This window comes from Bradyrhizobium sp. HKCCYLS2038 (assembly GCF_051167655.1).
Classification (GTDB): Bacteria; Pseudomonadota; Alphaproteobacteria; order Rhizobiales; family Xanthobacteraceae; genus Bradyrhizobium.
In genome coordinates this window covers 95,549-116,760 of sequence record NZ_JBNPTM010000013.1, presented here as the reverse complement: position 1 = coordinate 116,760, position 21,212 = coordinate 95,549, and the positions used below count along the sequence as shown (strand labels likewise).

Annotated in this window: 18 protein-coding genes; all 18 read right to left on the bottom strand. The window is 66.1% G+C overall.

Annotated elements, in window-relative coordinates; genetic code table 11:
* Position 1: 1 nt before the first annotated feature.
* The 18 genes from ACQR1I_RS34050 to ACQR1I_RS33965 all read right to left on the bottom strand — a co-directional run bounded on the left by ACQR1I_RS34050 (position 2) and on the right by ACQR1I_RS33965 (position 21,159).
* Complete coding sequence (locus ACQR1I_RS34050) at positions 2-1,024, bottom strand: xanthine dehydrogenase family protein molybdopterin-binding subunit (RefSeq protein WP_434869863.1); 1,023 nt, start codon at positions 1,022-1,024, stop codon at positions 2-4.
* Between the two features lies 1 nt (position 1,025).
* Positions 1,026-2,600: a xanthine dehydrogenase family protein molybdopterin-binding subunit gene (locus ACQR1I_RS34045; protein ID WP_434869862.1), complete on the bottom strand. Its 1,575-nt coding sequence runs from the start codon at positions 2,598-2,600 to the stop codon at positions 1,026-1,028.
* Positions 2,601-2,612: 12 nt separating this feature from the next.
* Positions 2,613-3,092, bottom strand: a complete 480-nt coding sequence (locus ACQR1I_RS34040; RefSeq protein WP_434869861.1) for a (2Fe-2S)-binding protein — start codon at positions 3,090-3,092, stop codon at positions 2,613-2,615.
* 3 nt (positions 3,093-3,095) lie between these two features.
* On the bottom strand, positions 3,096-3,917 hold the full coding sequence (locus ACQR1I_RS34035; RefSeq protein WP_434869860.1) for an FAD binding domain-containing protein: 822 nt from the start codon (positions 3,915-3,917) through the stop codon (positions 3,096-3,098).
* Between the two features lie 16 nt (positions 3,918-3,933).
* Positions 3,934-4,377: an SRPBCC family protein gene (locus ACQR1I_RS34030; protein ID WP_434869859.1), complete on the bottom strand. Its 444-nt coding sequence runs from the start codon at positions 4,375-4,377 to the stop codon at positions 3,934-3,936.
* A gap of 4 nt (positions 4,378-4,381) precedes the next feature.
* Positions 4,382-4,819 (bottom strand): SRPBCC family protein, encoded by a 438-nt coding sequence (locus ACQR1I_RS34025; protein WP_006609919.1) that lies wholly within the window; start codon positions 4,817-4,819, stop codon positions 4,382-4,384.
* A gap of 6 nt (positions 4,820-4,825) precedes the next feature.
* On the bottom strand, positions 4,826-7,720 hold the full coding sequence (locus tag ACQR1I_RS34020) for a flotillin domain-containing protein (protein ID WP_434869957.1): 2,895 nt from the start codon (positions 7,718-7,720) through the stop codon (positions 4,826-4,828).
* A gap of 76 nt (positions 7,721-7,796) precedes the next feature.
* Positions 7,797-8,642 (bottom strand): phosphoenolpyruvate hydrolase family protein, encoded by an 846-nt coding sequence (locus ACQR1I_RS34015; RefSeq protein ID WP_434869858.1) that lies wholly within the window; start codon positions 8,640-8,642, stop codon positions 7,797-7,799.
* 5 nt (positions 8,643-8,647) lie between these two features.
* Positions 8,648-10,870: an ABC transporter permease gene (locus ACQR1I_RS34010; RefSeq protein WP_434869857.1), complete on the bottom strand. Its 2,223-nt coding sequence runs from the start codon at positions 10,868-10,870 to the stop codon at positions 8,648-8,650.
* Positions 10,863-11,645, bottom strand: a complete 783-nt coding sequence (locus ACQR1I_RS34005; protein WP_434869856.1) for an ABC transporter ATP-binding protein — start codon at positions 11,643-11,645, stop codon at positions 10,863-10,865. Before ACQR1I_RS34005 ends, ACQR1I_RS34010 begins: the two co-directional genes overlap by 8 nt.
* Positions 11,638-12,729 carry a branched-chain amino acid ABC transporter permease gene (locus ACQR1I_RS34000; RefSeq protein WP_434869855.1) on the bottom strand — a complete coding sequence of 364 codons (1,092 nt, stop codon included), beginning with the start codon at positions 12,727-12,729 and terminating at the stop codon, positions 11,638-11,640. Before ACQR1I_RS34000 ends, ACQR1I_RS34005 begins: the two co-directional genes overlap by 8 nt.
* Before the next feature lies 1 nt (position 12,730).
* The gene (locus ACQR1I_RS33995) at positions 12,731-13,741 is read right to left on the bottom strand and encodes a branched-chain amino acid ABC transporter permease (RefSeq protein WP_434869854.1); all 1,011 of its coding nucleotides are present in this window, start codon (positions 13,739-13,741) and stop codon (positions 12,731-12,733) included.
* A 201-nt stretch (positions 13,742-13,942) separates the two neighbouring features.
* Positions 13,943-14,767, bottom strand: a complete 825-nt coding sequence (locus ACQR1I_RS33990) for an AraC family transcriptional regulator (RefSeq protein WP_434869853.1) — start codon at positions 14,765-14,767, stop codon at positions 13,943-13,945.
* Between the two features lie 123 nt (positions 14,768-14,890).
* Entirely contained in the window at positions 14,891-16,141 is a 1,251-nt protein-coding gene (locus ACQR1I_RS33985; RefSeq protein ID WP_434869852.1) for an ABC transporter substrate-binding protein, read from the bottom strand.
* Between the two features lie 297 nt (positions 16,142-16,438).
* Positions 16,439-16,777, bottom strand: coding sequence for a hypothetical protein (locus ACQR1I_RS33980; protein WP_434869851.1), 339 nt, complete (start codon positions 16,775-16,777; stop codon positions 16,439-16,441).
* Between the two features lie 105 nt (positions 16,778-16,882).
* Positions 16,883-19,210: a TonB-dependent receptor gene (locus ACQR1I_RS33975; RefSeq protein WP_434869850.1), complete on the bottom strand. Its 2,328-nt coding sequence runs from the start codon at positions 19,208-19,210 to the stop codon at positions 16,883-16,885.
* A 579-nt stretch (positions 19,211-19,789) separates the two neighbouring features.
* The gene (locus ACQR1I_RS33970; RefSeq protein ID WP_434869849.1) at positions 19,790-20,035 is read right to left on the bottom strand and encodes a hypothetical protein; all 246 of its coding nucleotides are present in this window, start codon (positions 20,033-20,035) and stop codon (positions 19,790-19,792) included.
* Entirely contained in the window at positions 20,032-21,159 is a 1,128-nt protein-coding gene (locus ACQR1I_RS33965) for a PepSY-associated TM helix domain-containing protein (protein ID WP_434869956.1), read from the bottom strand. The genes ACQR1I_RS33970 and ACQR1I_RS33965 overlap by 4 nt, the downstream gene beginning before the upstream one ends.
* Positions 21,160-21,212: the final 53 nt, after the last annotated feature.

Below are 21,212 nucleotides of genomic sequence, written 5' to 3'. Positions count from 1 at the left end.
GTCACCGCCGCGTCTGCGGCCGTGCGCCGCCCTGGGACTTGATCGCGCGCAGCACCTTTTCCGGCGTGATCGGCAGCTCGTCGATGCGCACGCCGACGGCGTTGAAGATCGCGTTCGCGATCGCCGGCAGCACCGGATTGGCGCACATCTCGCCAGGGCCCTTGCCGCCGAACGGGCCGTCGGGCGCCGGGCGTTCCAGCACCGCGATGTCGTGCGGGCAGATGTCGCCCGGGCCGGGCATCAGATATTCGACGAAGTCACGCGGCCCCTGCTTCGGGTCCGGATAATACGGCTCGGTCGTCTCATACAGCGCGTGGCTCATGCCCATCCAGGCGCCGCCGACCAGCTGCTGCTCGACGAGGCGCGGATTGAGCGCGCGTCCCAGCTCATAGGCGGAGTCCATCCTGATGACGCCGACCTCGCCGGTCTCGTCGTCGACCTCGACCTCAGCAACGAGACACGCATGCGCGTAGCAGGTCGCCGGCGACATCTCGCCGGTCTCGGGATCGACGTCCGACAGCGGCACCAGGAAGATGCCGCGGCCGGAGATCGTCTTGCCCTGGCGGAACTGCGCGGCGATGGCGACGTCCTTCACCGAGATCGAGCGGTGCGGCGCGCCCTTGACGTGGATGTTGCCGCGGCCGTCAGTTTCGAGATCCGCAGCGTTGACCTCGAGCTCCTCGGCCGCCGCCTCCATCATGACGCCGCGCGCCTCCTTGGCCGCCGCCATCACGGCATTGCCGACACGATGGGTGCCGCGCGAGGCGAACGACCCCATGCAATGCGGGCCGGTGTCGGAGTCCGCCGTGTCGACATAGACGTCCTCGACGGGCACGCCGAGCGTCTCGGCGCAGATCTGCCGCGTGACCGACTTCATGCCCTGTCCGAGATCGATCGACGACAGCGCCACGGTGAACTTGCCGCTCGGGTTGGAATGCACCAGCGCCTGGCTCGGATCGCCGCCGAGATTCATGCCGATGGGATAGTTGATTGCCGCCATGCCGCGGCCTCGGTGCCTGGCCATCTCAGCGCCTCCTCGTGCCGAACACCGACGAGAACCGCGTCGCGCCATGCGACGGAGACGGCGCGGGGCTCTGCGGCGGCGGTGGTGGCGGCTCGGGCGTTGGCGAGATCGGAAGCCCGCGATCGTAGCTCGTGCGCTGCTGCGCCGCTGCAGGCCTCGCACTCACCGGCTCGCGCGGCGTCGCTGGCACCGCCGCCCTGGTACCGCCGCCATCCTTGCGCGACGACATCCGTCGGAACTCGTCACGGATCGGCCACTTCGCTTTTTCGGCTGCGACCTGCACGCATTCGATCAGAGCGGTGTTCTTGGCCTCGCGGCGATGGGCCTTCATGTCACCATCGCGGTACGCATTCAGGATCCGGAACTCCATCGGATCCATGCCGATGAGATGCGCCAACTTGTCCATCTGGCATTCGAGCGCGAAGTCCATCCCGGTGATGCCGAAGCCGCGCATCGCGGTCGCCGGCGTGCGGTTGGTGAAGATGCAATAGATGTCACCGTGGACGTTCGGGATCGTATAAGGACCCGGCAGATGCGCGGCGCATTTGACGACCGCGTAACTCGACAACCGCGTATAGGCGCCGGAGTCGAAATAGCCGCGGATCTGCCGCGCGACGATGCGGCCGTCGCGCATCACGCCGTCCTTGATGTAGATGCGCTCGGCGCCGCGCGGCGGCCCGAACTGCATCTCCTCCTCGCGACCGAACACGTAGCGCACGGGACGTCCGGTCAGCATCGCCGCGAGAATCGCGAGCGGCTCGGTGAGCGTATCGACCTTGCCGCCAAAGCCGCCGCCGACTGTGCCGCCAATGAAGTGGAAGGTGTTCGACGGCAGATCGAGGATCTTGGCGCAGGTGTCGAGCGAGAAGAACAGCGCCTGGGTCGAGGTGTAGACGACGTAGCGGCCATTCGTATCGGGCGCGGCGATCGAGCCGTTGGTCTCGACCGGCGCATGCTCGATCGGCGACATCTGATAGCGCTGCTCCAGCACGTGATCGGCGCCGGCGAAGCCGCGCTCGACATCGCCGAATCGCAGCTTCTGATGGTCGTAGCGATCGTGATAGGTGAACGTGTTCTTCGGATAGGTCTCGTTGACCGTGGGCGCCCCCGGCTTCAGCGCCTCCTCGACATCGAACACCGCCGGCAGCGTCTCGTAGTCGACGCGCACCTTGGCCGCGGCCTCGGCCGCCGCGCGCGGTGTGTCGGCCACGATCGCGACGATCGGCTCGCCCTTGTAGCGCACCTTGTCGACCGCGAGCGTCGGCTCGTCGTCCTTGCCGAAATTGATCAGGCTGAGCAGCGTGTTGAGATTGCGCGGCACGTCGGCGCCACGGATGATCCGCCGCACGCCTTCGCTCCGCTCGGCCTCGCTGGTATCGATGCGGCGCAGCCTTGCATGCGGCTGCGTCGACCTGACGACCCTCAGATGCAGCATGCCCTGCAGCTTGTGATCGTTGAAATAGGACGAGGTGCCGGTGACGTGACCCAGCATGTCCTGGCGCTGAGTGCCCTTGCCGACCTCGTTGAGATTGTCGTCGCGCTCGTCGGCGAAGATGTCCTTGCGCAATTCCAGCATGGCGATCTCCCCTTAAGCGCTCGCGCGCAGCGACGCTGCCGCCGCCAGCACCGCATTGATGATCGGCTCGTAGCCGGTGCAGCGGCAGATGTTGCCGGAGATCGCTTCCACGACCTGCTCGCGGCTCGGCTGCGGGTTGCGGTCGAGCAGCGCTTTGGCCGCCATCAGCATGCCCGGCGTGCAGTAACCGCATTGGGCGGCAAACCCTTCGGCGAAGGCGCGCTGCAGCGGGTGCAGGTTTGGGCCGGTCTTGATGCCGTCGAGCGTCTCGACGGCGCGGCCCTCGACGGCCTCGGCGAGCGTCAGGCACGACAGATGCGCATCGCCGTCGATCAGCACGGTGCAGGCGCCGCAGCCGCCCTGCCCGCAGCCGAATTTCGGCGTGACGTCGCCGACCATCTCGCGCAGCACGACCAGCAGGTTGGTGCCGCCGTCGACGAACAGCGCGACGTCGCGGCCGTTGTGGCGGAACTGGAGCGGGGTCTTCGCCATGGCTTAGCTCTCCTGTCCCGACAGCAGCCGGCGCAGATGCACGCCGACCACTTCGCGGCGGTACCAAGCACTCGCCAGCGAATTGTCCGACGGCGCCGTCCCCTCGCCCGAAGCCGCCGCCGCGGCGTTGATCGCGCTCGCATCCAGCGGCCGGCCTTCGAGGGCGCGCTCGGCGGCCTTGGCGCGGATCGCGGTCGGGGCCATCGAGCCCAGCGCGATCCGGGCGCCGGTGACGCGGCCGCTGCTCTGAGGAACATATGCCGCTATGGTGACCACCGATCCGCCCTTCGGCTTGATGCGCGCGATCTTGCGATAGCGGAACGCATCGGCCGACGCCGGCCGTAGGCAGGAGACCGCGACGACCAAGGCCCCGGCCTGGCGGTCGCGCGACTGCAGGAACTCCTCAATCGAAATGTCGCGCAGGCCAAACCCGCCCTGCACCGAGACCATGCCGTCCAGCGCCAGCAGCGCCACGGTGAAATCGCCGAATGGCGCCAGCGCGAACAGATTGCCGCCGACCGTGCCCATGTTGCGCACCGCCGGCCCGCCGATCGAGCGCGCCGCCGGATGCAGGAAGGCAAGATCGCGCTCGGCCAGCACGCGGGCGAACGTGACGCCGGCGCCAATGCGGATGCGTGCGCCGGCCGCGTCGATGCTCTGCAGCGCGCGATCGGTGGCGCGGACCACGGTCGCGATCGAGACGTCGCCTTCGTTGAGATCGCGCATGACCAGCGTGCCGCCGCCGAGGTAGCGCGCGGCGCGGTCCGACGACAGCGCGGAGGCCGCCTCGCTCAACGCCTGGAATGTCTTCACCGTCACCGGCATCGGTTCACCTCGTCGGTCATGCGGCCTGCTTCAGATGCGACCGGATCGCCTCGAAGCCAGCCTGATAGATGTCTTCCGCCACCATGCGCGTCAGCGCCTCCGACTGTTCCGGCCGGGTCGTGAAGCGGCTTTCCCAGTGCCAGAACGTCCGGTCACCGTCGGTCACCGGCAGCAGCCGGACATGGGCGACGTAGTTGAACAGCTGGACCGGCGTATCGAGCAGGCAGTAGCTGAAGCTCTGTTCGAGATCGGACAGTGCCAGCAGTTGCTCGCGCAGCTCCGAGCCGTCCTTCAGCCGGAAGCGCCTGACGCAGCCGATCTTGTCGGAGGTCTGCGAACGCTCGATCGCCGAGATCGCGACCGCCGGATGCCAGCGGTCATGACCGTTGAAGTCGCGCAGCACCTCCCACACCCGGTCGGTCGGGGCGTCGATGATGGTGCTCTTGACGACGTGCGGCACGGCACTAGCCTCCGAACGCGCGCTTGAGCGCATCGAAGCCACCCTGGAACACGCCACCGCCGATCGAGCCGACCAGGTCGGCTTCGCGCTCGGGCGCGCAGTCGAACTCGGCCGTCCATTCCAGGAAGGTCTTGTCACCATCGGTGACCGGCGTCAGGCGGAGCGTCGCCACGTAGTTCGACACCCCCATCGGTGATTCCAGAATCGAGTAAGTGCAGAACATGTCGTAGTCGGACAGGCCGAGCAGTTTTTCGCGAATGCGGTCGCCATTGCGCAGGCGGAAATCCCTGACGCAGCCGATCTTGTCGGCGGGCTCGCCGCCCTCGATCCGGCTCTCTGCGATCGCCGGATGCCAGTTCGGTAGCCCGTTGAAGTCGCGGACGCGCGCCCAGACCCGATCATTGCGGGCATTGACGACCGTGGAGACGTAAACCCTCGCCATCTCGCATCAACCCTTCTTGCGTGGGCCGCGGTCAGTGGGCTGCTCCGGCGGCGAGCCGTCGCCGGTGCCGCCACCGCCCGCATCCTTTTTCGCCGACGTCTCTTTCCGAATGCCCTGCATGTCGCGGGCTTCGCGGATCAGGCCGGGCATCTTGGCAAGGCTGCCGCCCTCGACGCCGATGTCGGAGAGGATCGAGTCGATCAGCGGCGCCTGGACGCGATAGCGCAGCGCGGAGTCGATCACCTCGTCGGTGGCGCTGCGGCCGCCATTCCCGTTGCCACCATTGCCGTTGAGGCCGTCGACCTGGAGAATGCGGATGCCCTCGATCTTCTCCATCGGCTTGACGCTCTCGCGCACGATGCCCTCGATGCGGTCGAGCAGCTTGCGGCGGAACAGCGAATAGCGCGCCTGGTCGGTCAGCACGTTCTCGGCCTCGTTGAGCAGACGCTGTGCTTCGGCTTCGACGGCGGCACGCACCCGTTCGGCATCTGCGGCGATCTTGGTTTCCTCGGCCTGCTTCTCGGCGATCAGCACCTCGACCGTCTTGCGTCGTCGCGCGATCTCGCTCTCGCGCGCGGTGATGACCTTCTCGGCCGCCTCGGTGGCGCGCGTGCGGGCCTCCTCCGCCGTCACTTTGGCGGCGGACTCCTCCAGCGACTTCTGGTACAGCGCGATGGCCTTCTCCATCAGCGCCGTCTCGACGTCCTTCTCGCGGTTCACTTCGAGCTTGCGCAACTCGCGCTCACGCCCGATGCGGGCCTCGTCGAGACCGCGATCGGACGCAATGCGGGCGCGCTCGACCTCCTCGCGCGCGGCGATCTCGGCCTCCTGCAGCGACTGCACGCGCGCGACCTCAAGCTGCTCGATGGCGCGGCGGCGCTCCAGCCGCACGGCCTCCAGCGCCTGCTCGCGCGTGACGTCGGCGGTCTCCACCTGCTTGCGCGCGACGATCTCGGCCTCCTTGACCTGCCGGTCGGCATCGATCCGCTCGGCGCGCTTGGCGGCGAGCTCGATCACCCTGACCTCATCGGCCAGCTCGATCGCCTTCTTCTGATCGATGTTGAGCACCTCGCGGGTCCGCGACGATGTGATGCGTTCGGCTTCGAGCGCCAGCTCGACCTCGATGCGGCGCCGCTCCACCGCCTCGCGCCGCTTGAGATCGGCGGCCTCCACGGCTTCGGTGCGCGCGATCTCCATGCCGCGCGTCTCCTGCTCCGAGCGGATACGCTTCTCGGCGATTGCGAGTTCCTGCGCGATCCGCGCGGCCTCGATCGCCTCGCGCGAGGCGATGTCGGCCTCCTCGATGGTCCTGATGCGCGCGATCTCCAGCGCACGCACCCGCTCCTCCTGCGCGATGCGGCTCGCTTCCGTGGCCTCGCGCGCGGCGATGCCGGCGATCTCGATGCCTTGATTGCGCTCGATCTCCAGCTTGCGCGTGGCGTGCTCGGCGGCGATGCGGTCCGCCGAGAGCGCCTGCTCGCGTGCGATCCTGGCCACCTCGACCGCCTTCTGGGCCTCGATCTCCGCCTCCTGGATCGCGCGCACCTGCGCGATCTCGGTGGCGCGGGTGCGTTCGTCGGAGCCGATCCGCTCCAGATTGACCATCATGGTCTGGGCGATCCGCGCCTTCTCGGTCGCCTCGCGGGCCGCAATCTCGGCCTGTTCGATGGCGCGGGTCCGCTCGATCTCGCGGCGCCTGGTTTCCTCGTCATTGGCGATGCGCGCATCCGAGACCACGCGGTCCTGCTGAATGCGCGCCTTCTCGACGGCTTCGCGCGCGGCGATCTCCGCCTCCTCGATGGTGCGGGTCCGCTCGATGTCGCGCTGGCGCACCTCACGCTCGGACTCGATCCGTGCGGCGTCGATGGCGCGCTGGTTGGCGATCCGCGCCTTCTCGATGTCCTCGCGGGCGAGCAGCTCGCGCTCTTCGACCGCCCGCGTGCGCTCGATCTCGCGCTGCCGCGTGTCGCGCTCGGCCGCGATCCGCGCCTCCGCAATCGTCAGCTCGTTGGCGATGCGGGCCTTCTCGATCGTCTCGCGCGCCGAGATCTGCGCCTGCTCGGCCTCGGTCTCGCGCAGCGCCCGTTCGCGCGCGACTTCCGTCCGCTGCAACGCGCGGCGCATCTCGATGTCGCGCTCCTGATCCAGCCGCGCCGTCTCGCTCTCGCGCTCGATGTCCAGCGCCTCGCGCTCGGCCTCGAGATTGCGGGTGCGGATCTTGATCATCGAGTCCTGCTCGATGTCGTTGCGCAGCTTGCGCCTGCTCTCGATGTCCTCCATCAGCCGGGTCAGGCCTTCGGCATCGAACCGGTTCGACGGGTTGAAGAACTCGAGATCGGTCTGGTCGAGGTCGGTGATGGCGACCGATTCCAGCTCGAGGCCGTTCTGGGCCAGCGCCTCAGCAGCCGCCGCCTTCACGCGCGACACGTAGTCCCAACGCTGCTCGTGCATCTGCTCCATCGTCATTTCCGCAGCCACCGAGCGCAGCGCTGAGACGAATTTGCCGGACAGCAGCGCGTGCAACTGCTCGGGTGCGAGGGTGCGGCGGCCGAGCGTTGCTGCGGCGATCGAGACGGCTTCACGGGTCGGCTGCACCCGCACATAGAAGTCGGCCTCGATGTCGACGCGCATCCGGTCGCGCGTGATGACGGCGTCCTGCCTGGAACGCGTGATCCCCATCGGCAGCACGTTCATGTTGACCGGCGTATAGTCGTGGATGAACGGCAGTACGAAGGCGCCGCCATTGATCACGACGCGCTCGCCCATGAAGCCGGTGCGGACGAAGGAGACCTCCTTCGAGGAGCGATGATACAGCCAATTGATGATGTAGACGGCGACCACGATGACGATGATAGCTATGATCAGCCAAAGGATCAGCTCACCGATCAGAACCCCGGACATCTCCATTCCTCCCTCGGTCTTCCGTCCGGCGAGCTTGGCGCTCGGCGCCATTGCTGCCGGATCTCCTGTTGTCGTCTCAGACGCGGCGCGGCCGCGAACTGATCGCCTTGAAGTGTCGCACCTGCTCCGTCAGCGCCCGCTCCACCGGCAGCCGCTCCATCGAGGAGGCGCCGTAGAAGCCGTGGCAATTCCTGGTCTGCTTCATAATGAACTCGGCATCGGCCGGCTCGGCGATCGGGCCACCATGCGCGAGCACCAGGATCTCCGGGTTGACGCTGAGCGCCGCTGACGCCCAGCTGTCGATCAGGCTCGGACACTCCTCCAGCTTCGGCGCGGTCTGCGCGCCGATCGAGCCGCCGGTCGTGAGACCGAGATGGCAGACGATGATGTCGGCTCCGGCGATCGCCATGCCCGCCGCCTGGGCCTCGCTGAAGACGTAGGGCGTCGTCAGCAGATCCTTGTCACGCGCCCGCCCGATCATGTCGATCTCCAGCGCATAGGAAATGCCCGTCTCTTCGAGATTGGCGCGGAAGGTGCCGTCGATCAGGCCAACGGTCGGGAAATTCTGCACGCCGGTGAAGCCGAGCGTCTTGAGCTGATCGAGGAACACATCCATGTCGCGGAACGGATCGGTGCCGTTGACGCCCGCGAGCACCGGCGTGCTCTTCACGACCGGCAGCACCTCGCTCGCCATCTCCACGACGATCGCATTGGCGTCGCCATAGGCCATCAGCCCGGCGAGCGAGCCGCGGCCGGCCATGCGGTAGCGGCCGGAGTTGTAGATCACGATCAGGTCGATACCGCCGGCCTCCTCGCATTTGGCCGACAGGCCGGTGCCGGCGCCGCCGCCGATGATCGGCACGCCCCGGCGCACCATGTCGCGGAACTTCTTCAACAGCGGTGCGCGCTCATATCTCGGCATCCCCATCACCTCGCCTGTCTGCGCCGCGCCGGCAGCCGCCCGAGCATCGGCCTGATCGCGCCGACGATGACGGCTGTGAACTCATTATCGTTGATATGATGCGGCACGCGGATCAGCCGCCGGTTCGAGGTCTGCCGCACCGTCTGCTCGAGGCTGCGGAACAGCGCCTCATCGGCCTCGCGGTCGAAGAACGGCTGGCCCTGCGCGTCGAGCGCCGAGACACCCTTCTCCGGCAGCAAGAACCTCACGGGCCCGTCCATGCGGTTGAGCCGCTCGCCGATCCAGCGCCCCATCTGCGCATTCTCCGCCGCCGTCGTCCGCATCAGCGTCACCTGCGGATTGTGGACGTGGAACTTGCGGCCGCGATAGCGCTCCGGAATGGTGTCGGGCGCGCCGAAATTGACCATGTCGAGCGCACCGACCGAGCCGACATAGGGCACGCGGCTGCGGATGATGGCGCCGAACCGATCCTCGGTTGCTGGAAACACGCCGCCCATCAGCAGGTCGCAGATCTCGGTCGTGGTGAGATCGATGATGCCGGCGAGCATGCCGGAGTCGACCAGCTTCTCCATCGAGCGACCGCCGACGCCGGTGGCGTGGAACACGAGGCACTCATAATCGTCGCGCAACTCGGCCGTGATCTTCTGCACCGCGGGCGTGGTGACGCCGAACATCGTGATGCCGATCGCGGGCCGCTGCGGCTTGGCACGATCGATCGCCGCGGATTGTTGCTGACGCGCCGCGACCATGCCGGCGAGCGCGTTCGCGCCATTGCTCAAGACCGCCCGCGAGATCGAATTGAGGCCCTGGACGTCGGTGACCGAGTACATCATCGCGATGTCGGCCGGGCCGACATAGGCGCCGACGTCGCCCGAGGCGATGGACGAGACGATCAGCTTGGGCACGCCGACGGGAAGCTCACGCATGCCCGGCGCGACCAGCGAGGTGCCGCCGGAGCCGCCGGCCGAGATGATGCCGGCGACGTTGTCCTGCCGGCGCAGCCAGCGCGCGAACGCCTCGGCCATCGCGGTGACGGAAGCACCGCGATCGGCGCCGAACACGACCGAGCCGCCGCGGGGATGATTGAGCGCGATCTCCTGGGCCGAGACGTCGCAACTGATATGCCTGCCGCTAGTGGAGACATCGACCAGACGCGTCCGCAGCCCGTGGCCGGCGATAATGTCGCGGATGAAGCGCAGCTCGTCGCCCTTGGTGTCGAGCGTGCCGACCACGATCACCGCCGGCGGCCCGGATGTCGTCGGCGCGCTGCGCTCTCGGCCTTGTCGTGCCGACTCCTCCAGCCGTGTGACGCTCGTCGAGACCGTGCGCGCCTTCGCCTCGATCTGCGCGATCGGCACCGGCTGCGACCAGCGCGTCGGCAGCACCGGGTTGGAAACGTAGACCTTCACCGGCGCCGCCTTCGGCGCTGCTGCAGGTGCCGCGGTGCGCGCGGTCGGCTCGTCCCGGACCTGCTCGTTGCCCAGATCGGTCTCGTCGCCCGCGTGCTGGCCGACGCCGAGCAGGCGCTGCTGCAGCTCGCGGTCGGCCGCAAGCCGCGCGGAGTCGATGATGCGATTGATGCGGCCGTTGACCATGATCGCGACGCGGGGCGAGATCGCGGTGGCAACGCCGATGTTCTGCTCGATCACGAGCACGGCAATGTCGCCATCCTGGCCGAGCCGGATCAGCATCTCCTCGACCTGGGCGACGATGACCGGCGCGAGCCCCTCGGTCGGCTCATCCATGATCAGGAGCTGCGGGTTGGTCAGCAGCGCGCGGGAGATCGCCAGCATCTGCTGCTCGCCGCCCGACAATTGCCCGCCGCCATTGTTGCGGCGCTCGGCGAGGCGCGGAAACGTCTCGTAGATGCGCTCGATCGTCCAGGCGCCGCGGCGCATGCCGGCCGCGAGCCGCAGGTGCTCGTCGACGCTGAGCGAGCGCCAGAGACGCCGCCCCTGCGGGACGTAGCCGACGCCGAGACGGGCGATGCGTGCGGGATTGAGCCCGGTGATGTCGTCACCGCGCAGCCGCACCGAGCCGCCGGAGGGCCGCAGCAGACCCATGATCGCCTTGCACAGCGTGGTCTTGCCCATGCCGTTGCGCCCGACCAGCGAGAACACGCCGCTGTCGAGCCGGAGATCGACGCCCTGCAACGCATGGGAGTGGCCATAATAGACATCGAGGCCGCGGACCTCGAGCGCAGGCACGGTGCGGCTGCGATCATTCATGGCCGCCTCCGAGATAGAGCTCCTGCACCTCGGGATCGGATTCGATCTCGTGCGGCGCGCCCTCCTTGAAGATGCGGCCGTTGTGCATCATCGTCACGCTCTCGACGACGCGCAGCGCCACGTCCATGTCGTGCTCGATGATGATGTAGCCGATATGCTGCGGCAGCGACGTGAGGATCTCGACCAGCTCGCGCCGCTCGGTCGGCGACAGGCCCGCCGCCGGCTCGTCGAACAGGATGAAGCGCGGTGCACCGGCGAGCGCCAATGCGATCTCGAGCTGCCGCTGCTGGCCGTGGGCGAGCTCCGACACCAGTTGATCGCGCACCGGCGTGAGATGCACCGCCTCGATCAGCTGCTCCGCCGTCTGCATCAGCGCGTCGTTCGCGCGGGGACGCAGCATCGAGAAGCGCGCGCGGGAGACGCCGCGGCACGCCAGATAGACATTGTCACGCACGGTCAGGCCGAGAAACAATGCCGAAATCTGGTACGTCCGCCGCAGCCCGCGGCGGATCCGCTCATACGGCGGAAAGGCGGTGATGTCCTCGCCGAAGAAACGGATCGTGCCCGAGGTCGGCAGGAAGTCGCCGGTGACGCAGTTGAACAAGGTGGTCTTGCCGGCGCCGTTCGAGCCCAGTACCGCGCGCCGCTCGCCCGGCCGAACCGTGATGGTGATGTCGGTCAGCGCGGCCAGCGCGCCGAACATCCGCGTGACGCCGCGCAGCTCGAGCGCAGCGGCCGAGCCGAGTGCCGAGAGACGGTCCGCGACCCTATCCATGGCCGTGCCCTCCCGGACGCGGCCGCGTCTCCTTCTGTTGGCCCCGCTTGCGCCAGCGCTCGTAGAGGCCGATGACGCCGTCCGATGACCAGAACACGATGGCGAGGAAGCCGAGCCCGATCAGCAAACGGAAGCGGTTGCCGTCGAGTCCGACCTTGACCAGGAAGTCGAGTGCGAAGGTGCGCAGGATGACGAAGATGAAGGCCCCGATATAGGGTCCGACCGGGCGCGTGATGCCGCCGACCACGGCGACGATGAGGATATCGATGCAGCGCTCGACGGCCACCGAGCCTGGTGAGATCTGCCGGTAGTTCCAGACCTGCAGCACGCCGCCGAGCCCGGCGATCAGGGCCGCGAATGCGTAGGCGGCGATCCGGTGCGCATTGACGTTGAAACCGAGCGCGGCCATCCGCCTCGGATTGTCGCGCACGCCTTGCAGCGCCAGACCGAACGGTGCCCGCGACAGATACAGCACCGCGGCATAGCACAGCGCAGCCACCGCCAGCGTCAGATAATAGAACGCGATGTCTGTCCGCCAGTCGACGCCGAGGAAGTGCGGGGTGGCGATGGTGTTGATGCCGGTGTGACCGTTGAAGATCGCCCAGTTCTGATTGGTGAAGTAGTAGAACGCCGCGCCGATCGCGAGCGTGATCATGATGGTGTAGATGCCCTCGGTGCGCACCGCCAGCGCGCCGCCGAGCGTGCCGAACAGCACCGCGAGCACCAGCGCCATCGGCGTCGCCAGCCACCACGGCCAGCCCAGGCTGATATTGGCGTTGCCGCTGACGCCGAACACCGCGACCATGTAGCCGGCAAAGCCGGCGATGGTCAGCTGCATCAGGCTGACCATGCCGCCATAGCCGGCGAGGAACATCAGGCTCAGCGCGATGGTGCCGAGGATCAGGGTGGTGCCGAAGATCTCGATGAGGAAGAAGCCATTGGCGATGATCGGCATGATCAGGAGCAGCGCCGCCAATGCCCAGGCCCATGGGTTCTCGGTCACCGACCACGCCGCGGCCGGCTGCTCCGCGGCCCTGCCCGCCAGCATTCCCTCTCGCGCCCGTGCCTCCTGGATCAGCGACATCTCACCGCCTCGCCAGAAGGCCCTGGGGCCGGAGCGCGAGCACCAGCACCATGATCAGGAAGGTCACGACGATCGCGTAGGTCGGGATGTAGACCGAGCCGAGCTGCTCGGCGAGGCCGATGATCAGCGCGCCCAACGCAGCCCCCGGAATCGAGCCCATGCCGCCGACGATGACGACCACGAGCGAGGCCAGCAGGAAGCGCGTGTCCTCGCCCGGCGAAATCGACTGGAAGGTTCCGCCGACGACGCCGGCAATCCCGGCAAGGCCTGCGCCGAGCGCGAACACCAGCACGAACACGAGCTGGATCTGGACGCCCGTGGCAGCCAGGATTTCGCGGTCGTCGACGCCGGCGCGGACGATCATGCCGACACGCGTACGATTGAGAGCGAGCCACATCAGGACGCCGATCACGACCGAGCCGCAGAAGATCACCAGCCGTACCAGCGGATATTGCAGGAACACCGCTTCGCCCGAGGATTTCATCGCCGTCATCAGCGGCAGCTGCACCGGGCCGATCAGCCAGGCCGGCGTCTGCACCTGATAGAAGTCGCCGCCGAACGCCCACAGCATCAGATCGGCGAACACGATCGAGAGCCCGATCGTCACCATGGTCTGGCGCAGGTCCTGGCCTTCCATGCGGCGAAACACCAGCAGCTGCAGCAGGACGCCGACGACCGCGACGACCACGAAAGCAGCAATGAACGCGAGGATCCAGGAGCCGGTCGCGGCCGAGATGCCGTAGCCGATATAGCCGCCGAACAGATAGAGCGAGCCGTGCGCGAGGTTGACGTTGCGCATCAGGCCGAAGATCAAGGTGAAGCCGCTCGCCACCAGGAAGTAGAGTCCACCCAGCGTGATGCCGTTGAAGACCGCGCTCAGGAACACCTTCTTGCGGCCGATCGCCTCCTCCAGCCCCGGCGGCCAGACAGCAAAGATCAACCAGGCCAACAGCGCGACGACCAGAAGGATGACAAGCGACCAGATCGGGTGACGCTCGATGAAACGACTCATCGGTCCTCCCTCACAGCTGGCCGAACCGCTCCGTGCTCAAAGCGGCAACACGCATCCAGCCGTAGATCGCCGGGTCTGCCGGCCATCGCTCATCCTCCCTCGTCGGACCCTGTTCCGGATCGCGTTCAGTGGAGTGTAGCGAGGGACGAGCGCGCGTGTTTGATCGACAGTCTCTTTTCGCGCGATGCACGGCCGCGCGCGTCAGGCGCGCAGCACCTTCGCAACGCGGCGATAATCGGTCGGCGCCATTCCGACATTGCCGGCGAAGAACCGGGTGAAACCGCTTTGCGACGAGAATCCCAGATCGAAGCCGATGTCGGCGATCGGCGATTCCGTTGCGACCAGCGCATCCAGCGCCCGCTCCATCAGCAGCGTATTGAGATAGAGGTTTGGCGTCACGCCTGTCTGGCTGCGGAACAGCCGATAGAAATGCGGCCGCGACAGGCCCGATTCCCGCGCGATGTCATCGAGCTCGATCTCGGCGCAGGGACTGTCGGACATCAGCTTGATGCACTTGCGAACACGAAAATCGGTGACCTCGGCGCATGGCCGCTCGGTCGTGAACTCCGGCATCCGCCAGCTCTCTTCGTAGCAGCTGTCGATCAGCTGGCGCAATTCACCGTCGAGGCAGCCGAGAGATGGCGCCCCACAAACCAGCGCTGCAGTGCGGCGAATACAGCGATCGAGCGACGCCGTCCGCCTGAAACAGGTACGACCGAACCGCAGACTCTGCTCGCGCGCCGCCCGCGGCGCGAACCACTCCGCGTTCACGTAGAGGACAAAAAAGATGGCGCCGTTGCCGATGTCGTTGGGCAGGAAATTGTGCGGCTCCCACGGATTGACCGCGACAATCCAGTCCTCGCCAAGCTGATAGCGCTGGTCACAAACGTCGATATCGGCCGGGGTCCCGCCGACATGGAAGATCAGATGCCCTTCGCGATGGGCATGCACGTTGAACGGCCGATTGAGCTGGTAGACCGTCGCGCGACCGAAGCGGGCATGAAAAACGGAAAGCGCCCTACTCATCACTTCCCCACCAAGAATGACTTCTTGCTTATGCGTCAGCGTCGATCATTGCGCCGCCAAAAGCAAGAGACGCGAAGACGCGGCCCGAGCCTGCTCGAGCCGCGTCGCGCTTTCGACAAAAGGTCAGTACTTCTTACATTCAGGCACGGTCCGGCTCGGCAGGCCGATCTTGGCAAAGACGGCCGCGTCGTAGCCCAGGGTCTGGTTGACGTCCGGGATCACCTTCACGACCTTGCTGAACAGCGCGCCCTTGCCGTCGTCCACGACCTCGGTCACGAAGTTGGTGCCGATCGCCTGCCGGTTGGAATCAAGCTTGATCTTGCCGTTCGGCGCGTCGATCTCGATCTTGGCCAGAGCCTCCTTCAGCTTGGCCTGGTTGTTCGACAGATCGCCATTGACCTCGCGGAGCGCCAGGACCAGCGCCATGGTCGAACCGTAATAGTTGGTAGCGAGCAGCGACGGACTCGGGAAGCGCTTCTCCGGCGGGAACGAGTCCTGATAAGCCTTCACGAACTTCTGCCAGCGCGGATCCTCCCAGGTATCGGCCTGGCCGGAAGCCGCGATGGTGCCGATCAGCGCGTTCTTGGCGTTGCCCTTCGACGACAGGATGGTCTGGTCGATCATGATCGAGCCGCCCATCAAGTGCGCCTTGCCGCCGGCCTGCTGATACTGATTGAGGAAGTTGACGGCATCGGCGCCGCCGAGCCCGAGATAGATGGCGTCGACATCGTCGGGCAGCGCCGCGATCACCGAGGCGAAGTCCTTGGTTCCGAGCGGCACCCATTGCCGGCTGGTGATCTTGCCGCCGAGACCGCAGAACTCCAGCGCCAGCCCGAACACCTGGGTGTAGATGAAGGAGTAGTCCTCGCCGACGGTCGCGATCTTGCGATAGCCCTTTGTCTCAAAGGCATACTTGCCGAGGCCGACCTGCCACTGCGCGCCATCCATGTTGAAGCGGAAGAAGTTCGGCGCGGGATCGACATAGGTCGCCTCCTGCGCGCCCGAGGCGGCGTTGACGAACGTCAGCTCCGGATGCGTCTTGGCGAAGTTCTTCACCGCGATGCCTTCGTCGCCGGACAGCGGCGACAGCAGGATCTGCACCTTGTCCTGCTCGATCAGCTTGCGTACGGCGCGCACCGCCGAGTCCGGCGTGGCGTCGGTCGAGGCCACCACGAACTCCAACTCCTTGTCGCCGATCTTCTTGCCGAGGACGTTCAAGGCGGTGACATGACCGCGCATGCCGTCCTCACCGAGCACGGTGTAGGTGCCCTCCAGCGTCGCCGTGACGCCAACCTTGATCTTCTCCTGCGCGTACGCCGTACCCGACAGCAAAAGCGCCGTAACCGCGGCGAACCCTACGCGTCGCATGTGCATCGAACTCCTCCCTTGTCGCCAATTGCTGGAGCACACGAATGTGCCGGCCTGTCGTTGCTGGCCTTGGTGGCGGCGAGCTCACGGCATCTTGTCTTGCAAGTGCCGAGCACCCCCATCGCCACGGAAGCTAGCGGATGGCGCGAGGCCGCGCGTAAGTCATCCCGGCGTCACCTTGACGACGAGTCTCATTTTGTATGATGCGACGCGGAAACAGGGGCGATGAGTTCGCGGCCGACTTGGTCAACCAACGGCGGCCTGACGTTCTGGCATACCTGAGCCACTCACGTTTGTGCGACGCTAGTCCTTCGCGATGGTGCTGGTCGTCAGCCGCCGCCGTCGTGCCACGACGCGCGAGCGCCGACTCCGGCGTTTCCGAAACTCCAGCCCGCACACGACGACGTCGAGACTTTCATTCGGCCGGCGCAAGCGCCGACCGTGAAAGCCAAGCCAGGTCTCGACCTGACGCACCAACCCGCGCCCGAGGTCCAGACGGCGCAGCAACTCGTCACGGGTATGCAGCGAGGCGATGTCGACGAGATAATCGAGGCGCTCCGACGGGGTCCGGCCGACGAGCCGCGCATAATCACTGGACAGCAACACGGTCACCACCCGTTCGGGCAGATGCGGCTCAACCATTTTTCATTCCAAACTGCGCCAGCAGCCGCCGACATCCCCTGGCAACCGTGACGGCATCATGGCCCACGCTGCGACGATCGCGCCGCGTGGGCCACGCCCAAGGTCTCAGAAGTTGAAAGTCGTGGAGACGAGATAGGTGCGCGGCGCTCCCAAGGTGATCACGCCGCTGTAAGCGGAGGCCCAATACGCCTTGTCGAACACGTTCTCGACGCTCGCGCGCAGCACGATCGGCTTGCCGTTCCACGGCGAAGCGAAGGTGTAGCGCGCACCCAGGTCCACGCGCGTCCAATCCGGCAAGGAGAGCGTGTTCTTGATGTCGACATATTGCACGCTCGTGTAGACCACGCGGCCGGTCAAAGTGAGGTCGCGCACGAACGGCGTATCCCACTCCGCTCCCAGGTTTGCGGTCAAGGCGGGGACGCCAACGGCCCGCTTGCCGTCGGTCGAGCCGCCCTGGGTCTTTTCCTGCACGCCGTGCGTATAGGCCACGCCGCCAAGCAGGCGGAATGCCGGCGTGATCTCGCCGAACACGTTGAACTCCGCGCCGGTGTTTCGCTGCAGGCCGTTGAGTACCTGGTCCGGCTTCGCGACTCCCGCAGTCGTGACACTGATGATGCTGGGCTTGGAAATGTCGAACGCGCTGAGCGTCGTGGTGATGCGGCCGAAGTCCACCTTGATGCCGGTCTCGATCTGCTTGGTCTGTCCAGGAGGAAACACGGTCCCGACATTGTTGTAGGTGTTGCTGGTCACGACGGCCGGGGTCTGCAGACCTTCGATGTAATTGGCATAGAGCGCGACCTGCTCGACCGGCTTCACGACCAGCGCATAGGCCGGCGTCCAGACGGACGTGTCCTGAAACGGCCGGCTGACGCCGTTCGGAAGGTAATTGGTGATCTCGGTCCCGGCGGTCTGCCGGCGCACACCGACCGTGAGCTGGATCCTCTTGTCGAGGATCGACATCGTGTCGGAGACGCCGACGCTCCACAGATCGGCTCCGACGATCTGATTGCTCTGAACCGTGGGGAAGCTTGGCAACGCGATATCGGTTGGCTCCCTGTACAGGCTCCAGCTCGGCATCAGGCCGGCGACCACCTTCTGGGTATAGGTACGGTCGGTGATCGAATAGCCGACATTGACGGCATGGTTGATCGGACCGGTATCGGCGGTCAGGCGCAGCCCGGCCTCCCCAGCATATGTCTTGTACGTCTCGCTACCTGTTCCCGGAGTCGACGTCAAAATTCCGGCGTTGCTCGAGAGCACCGGAGACGGATAGCGGTAGTTGATGTTGCTGTCGTGATAGCCGAACCCGGCATAGGCGGTGATGCGATCGCTCAGATCGACCTCGCCCCTCACCGTCGAGAAGAAATCGGTCGGCACGTAGTAAGCCCACGGAACCTGAAAATTGGTACCGGACGGCGGCGGCGCTGGAATGCTGGTGACGGCGGGACCTACGCCAAAGAACCGCAATGGCGGGTTCAGATTGTCCGCCTGATAGCCGATATCGGCGTCGATGCGGACCCGATCGCCGTGATAGTCGACCGCGAGATGAGCATTGCCGAATTCGTCGGTCTGCCGGTTCCATGGGGTATCACCGTTCGAATATTTGCTGTTCAGCCGCACACCCCATTCCTTGTGCTCGCCGTAGCGGCGGCTGACGTCGATCTGTTCGCCGAATTGCGTCTTGGAGGCGTACGTCGCCGTCAGCTGCGTGATGTCTGTATCCAGCGCGTGCTTGGTGACGAGATTGACGCTGCCGCCGACGGCGCCGCCGCTGGAGGCGCCGGTGCCGCCGACCGTCATTCCGTTGAGCAGCGCCGCCGGGCCCTTCAGCAGTTCGACGCGCTCAATGAAATTGGCTCCCGTCGAGTAATATGGCGCGATGCCGGCGAGACCGTTCAGGGCGTAGTCGCCGCTATCGTAGTAGAATCCGCGGATGAATAGACTGTCGGCGCCGCCGCCGGCGGCCTGGATCGTGCGCACCGAGGGATCGTTGATCAGAACATCGCGGATCGTCCGTGCCTGCTGATCCTGGATCGTCTTCGAGGTGAAGCTCGTCTGGTTGAAGGGCGTGTTCATCACGCCACGATTGCCGAGGAGTCCGAGGCCGCCGCCGCTGGCCACCTGGCCGCCGGCATAGGGTGACGGCGGCGCACCGACCGTGCCCGTGGACGGCGTCACGTAAGCCACGGGGGCGGCCGGCGGCAAAGCGCGTGGAGCAACGCGGCGCTGTTGCGCCGTCCGTGTCGAATTTGCCTGAGGCCTCAATGTGGTCTGCCGCGCCTTCGGCTTCGGCGCGTCGACGGTGACATCGGGAAGCTTGGTCTGAGCCAACGCCTGCTCAACGCCGCCGATTGTCAAAGTCAGCGCCAGCGAGCTCACCACTCTGAACGCGTTCGTGAACGCAGCATCCCTCACCCGAACGCAACAAACCATCCTGACACCCCAACATTCCAAGTACCAACTCGGTACGTCGGTGCTCCTAACACACAGGTATTCGGGGGTGACGATTCGCGGCATAGAACTCATCTAACGAACGACAGATCCGTCGGCCGCGTCGGCTCAAGAGATTGTCGTGACGACGAGATTTTTCTTGTTCGCGCGCTTTGAAGCTTTCAAAAGAAGCGCATGTTGCGCAGTAGAGCACCGCGAACCGATCAGACTCAGTCATCTGATTTCGATCACTCTTGAACCGCTCGACGTCACCTTCTGGATCGCAAGGTCGCAACTAATCATGCGGAGCACTATTTGATCAATGTTTGCTTTCAAATGCGCCACACGGTCACCGCGCCGCGCTCCAACTGCAGCCGACGGCGCGATTCTTGTGACTGATCGTTTCCAAGTGGCGATGAGCCTCGGGCACGCTGAGACGACGTGGCAAAGACAAAATCCATTGCCATCGACTCGAGCTGCGCGACTCGATGTCGCGCGAGCCGACGCGTCGCCCGTTGGTTGCGATGAATAGATTTTGATGAAAGAGAATTCGCCGGAATGGCAGCAGCTCGCGTCCCGGCCTCAGCGTGCGTCGTCCGACGCGGTGCTGGCGGCGCGGATCCAGGGCGTCCCGTAGAGGAGCGCCAACAGGATCGGCACCGAAAGTCCGAGCCAGCACAGTCCATCCCATAGGCCGTCGCCGAGCAATCCGAAGGCGAGCCCGGCTGCAGCGACGAGGCCGATCAGCAGCGGCGCACGAAAGACTTCCCATACGGAGAGCTGTGCGACGCGTCCCGGCGCAGTGGACGAGGCCCTCGACGAACTCATCGCGAGACCGCCATTGGCACTGCGGGGACGACGCCCGGCACCTTCCGCCCACTGCCCCTTCGCTTCGCGACCCACAGATACAGGCCGCTGCCCAGCACGATGATCGTGATCACGTCGAGGACGGCCCAGATGATCTTCAGCGGCAGCCCGCCATAATCGCCGAAGTGCAGCGGCCGCGACACCTGCAGCGCGGTCAGGTACCAGGCGAGCCCGGGTGCCACCATCTTGCTGCTGTCCTCGGCGTCGACCAGCACCGGCTTGAACATGCGCGCCGTGAACGGCGTGCGGCCCTTGGTCCAAACCATCAGATGCTGCGGGCTGCCGAACCGCGTCGTCGTCGGCATCGTGATGGACGTCACCAGCCGATCTGGAAATTCATGGCGAACCGCGGCGACGGCGGCATCGACCGACTTCGGTTCTGCGAGTGGCTTGCCCTGATAGGGCGCGAGCAGCGCCGGCATGGTCTGCGCCCGCCAGAGATCGAACAGCGGCACTGCGAGCGTGTTGATGGTGCCGGTCAGGCCGACCGCGAGCGCCCAGCTCACGGTGACGATGCCGAGCAGATTGTGCCGGTCTAGCCACGTGAGTCGCGTCGAGCGCCCCCTGATGGTGCCGAACTGCAGCCGCCGCATGAAGGGCCAGTAGACGACGACGCCGGAGACGATGGAGGCGGCAAACACGAGTCCCATAAGGCCCAGAAAGAGCTCGCCGGGCAGGCCCGTGAACATGTCGCGGTGGATGCGCAGGATCACGTCCATGACGTCCTGATGCGGCGCCTCCTCGCCGAGCACGGCGGCGGTGCGCGCGTCCACCGTCAGGCGATGGAACTGGCCGGGAACGGGAATCGCGGTCGGCGACATCGCGACGACGACCAGTGGCTTCGCCTGCTTCAGGCCGACGAACAGCGCGTGCTGCTGCGGAAGCTGCTGCCTGGCCGCCGCGATCAGCCGGTCGAGCGGGAGAAGCGGCGTGTCAGCCGGCATCGCCGGCGCGGCGATCTCGTCCTCGAAGAGATGATTGATCTCGTCATGAAAGATCAGCGGCAGCCCGGTCAGACACAGCATCAGCAGGAAGATCATGCTGATCAGCGACGTCCACGTATGAACCTGAACCCATAGCCGCATTGCGCTCGAACCCTTCACCGAACCGATGTCGTGACATGATCCGACCGTCCGGC

What these genes read in the sequence shown, in the direction of transcription:
- ACQR1I_RS34050 (WP_434869863.1), bottom strand. Translation starts at nt 1,024, where the DNA reads ATGGCCAGGCACCGAGGCCGCGGCATGGCGGCAATCAACTATCCCATC.
- ACQR1I_RS34015 (WP_434869858.1), bottom strand. Translation starts at nt 8,642, where the DNA reads ATGCCGAGATATGAGCGCGCACCGCTGTTGAAGAAGTTCCGCGACATG.
- ACQR1I_RS34010 (WP_434869857.1), bottom strand. Translation starts at nt 10,870, where the DNA reads ATGAATGATCGCAGCCGCACCGTGCCTGCGCTCGAGGTCCGCGGCCTC.
- ACQR1I_RS34035 (WP_434869860.1), bottom strand. Translation starts at nt 3,917, where the DNA reads ATGCCGGTGACGGTGAAGACATTCCAGGCGTTGAGCGAGGCGGCCTCC.
- ACQR1I_RS33985 (WP_434869852.1), bottom strand. Translation starts at nt 16,141, where the DNA reads ATGCACATGCGACGCGTAGGGTTCGCCGCGGTTACGGCGCTTTTGCTG.
- ACQR1I_RS33980 (WP_434869851.1), bottom strand. Translation starts at nt 16,777, where the DNA reads ATGGTTGAGCCGCATCTGCCCGAACGGGTGGTGACCGTGTTGCTGTCC.
- ACQR1I_RS34020 (WP_434869957.1), bottom strand. Translation starts at nt 7,720, where the DNA reads ATGTCCGGGGTTCTGATCGGTGAGCTGATCCTTTGGCTGATCATAGCT.
- ACQR1I_RS34040 (WP_434869861.1), bottom strand. Translation starts at nt 3,092, where the DNA reads ATGGCGAAGACCCCGCTCCAGTTCCGCCACAACGGCCGCGACGTCGCG.
- ACQR1I_RS34005 (WP_434869856.1), bottom strand. Translation starts at nt 11,645, where the DNA reads ATGGATAGGGTCGCGGACCGTCTCTCGGCACTCGGCTCGGCCGCTGCG.
- ACQR1I_RS33995 (WP_434869854.1), bottom strand. Translation starts at nt 13,741, where the DNA reads ATGAGTCGTTTCATCGAGCGTCACCCGATCTGGTCGCTTGTCATCCTT.
- ACQR1I_RS33965 (WP_434869956.1), bottom strand. Translation starts at nt 21,159, where the DNA reads ATGCGGCTATGGGTTCAGGTTCATACGTGGACGTCGCTGATCAGCATG.
- ACQR1I_RS33975 (WP_434869850.1), bottom strand. Translation starts at nt 19,210, where the DNA reads ATGGTTTGTTGCGTTCGGGTGAGGGATGCTGCGTTCACGAACGCGTTC.
- ACQR1I_RS34045 (WP_434869862.1), bottom strand. Translation starts at nt 2,600, where the DNA reads ATGCTGGAATTGCGCAAGGACATCTTCGCCGACGAGCGCGACGACAAT.
- ACQR1I_RS33990 (WP_434869853.1), bottom strand. Translation starts at nt 14,767, where the DNA reads ATGAGTAGGGCGCTTTCCGTTTTTCATGCCCGCTTCGGTCGCGCGACG.
- ACQR1I_RS34025 (WP_006609919.1), bottom strand. Translation starts at nt 4,819, where the DNA reads ATGGCGAGGGTTTACGTCTCCACGGTCGTCAATGCCCGCAATGATCGG.
- ACQR1I_RS33970 (WP_434869849.1), bottom strand. Translation starts at nt 20,035, where the DNA reads ATGAGTTCGTCGAGGGCCTCGTCCACTGCGCCGGGACGCGTCGCACAG.
- ACQR1I_RS34000 (WP_434869855.1), bottom strand. Translation starts at nt 12,729, where the DNA reads ATGTCGCTGATCCAGGAGGCACGGGCGCGAGAGGGAATGCTGGCGGGC.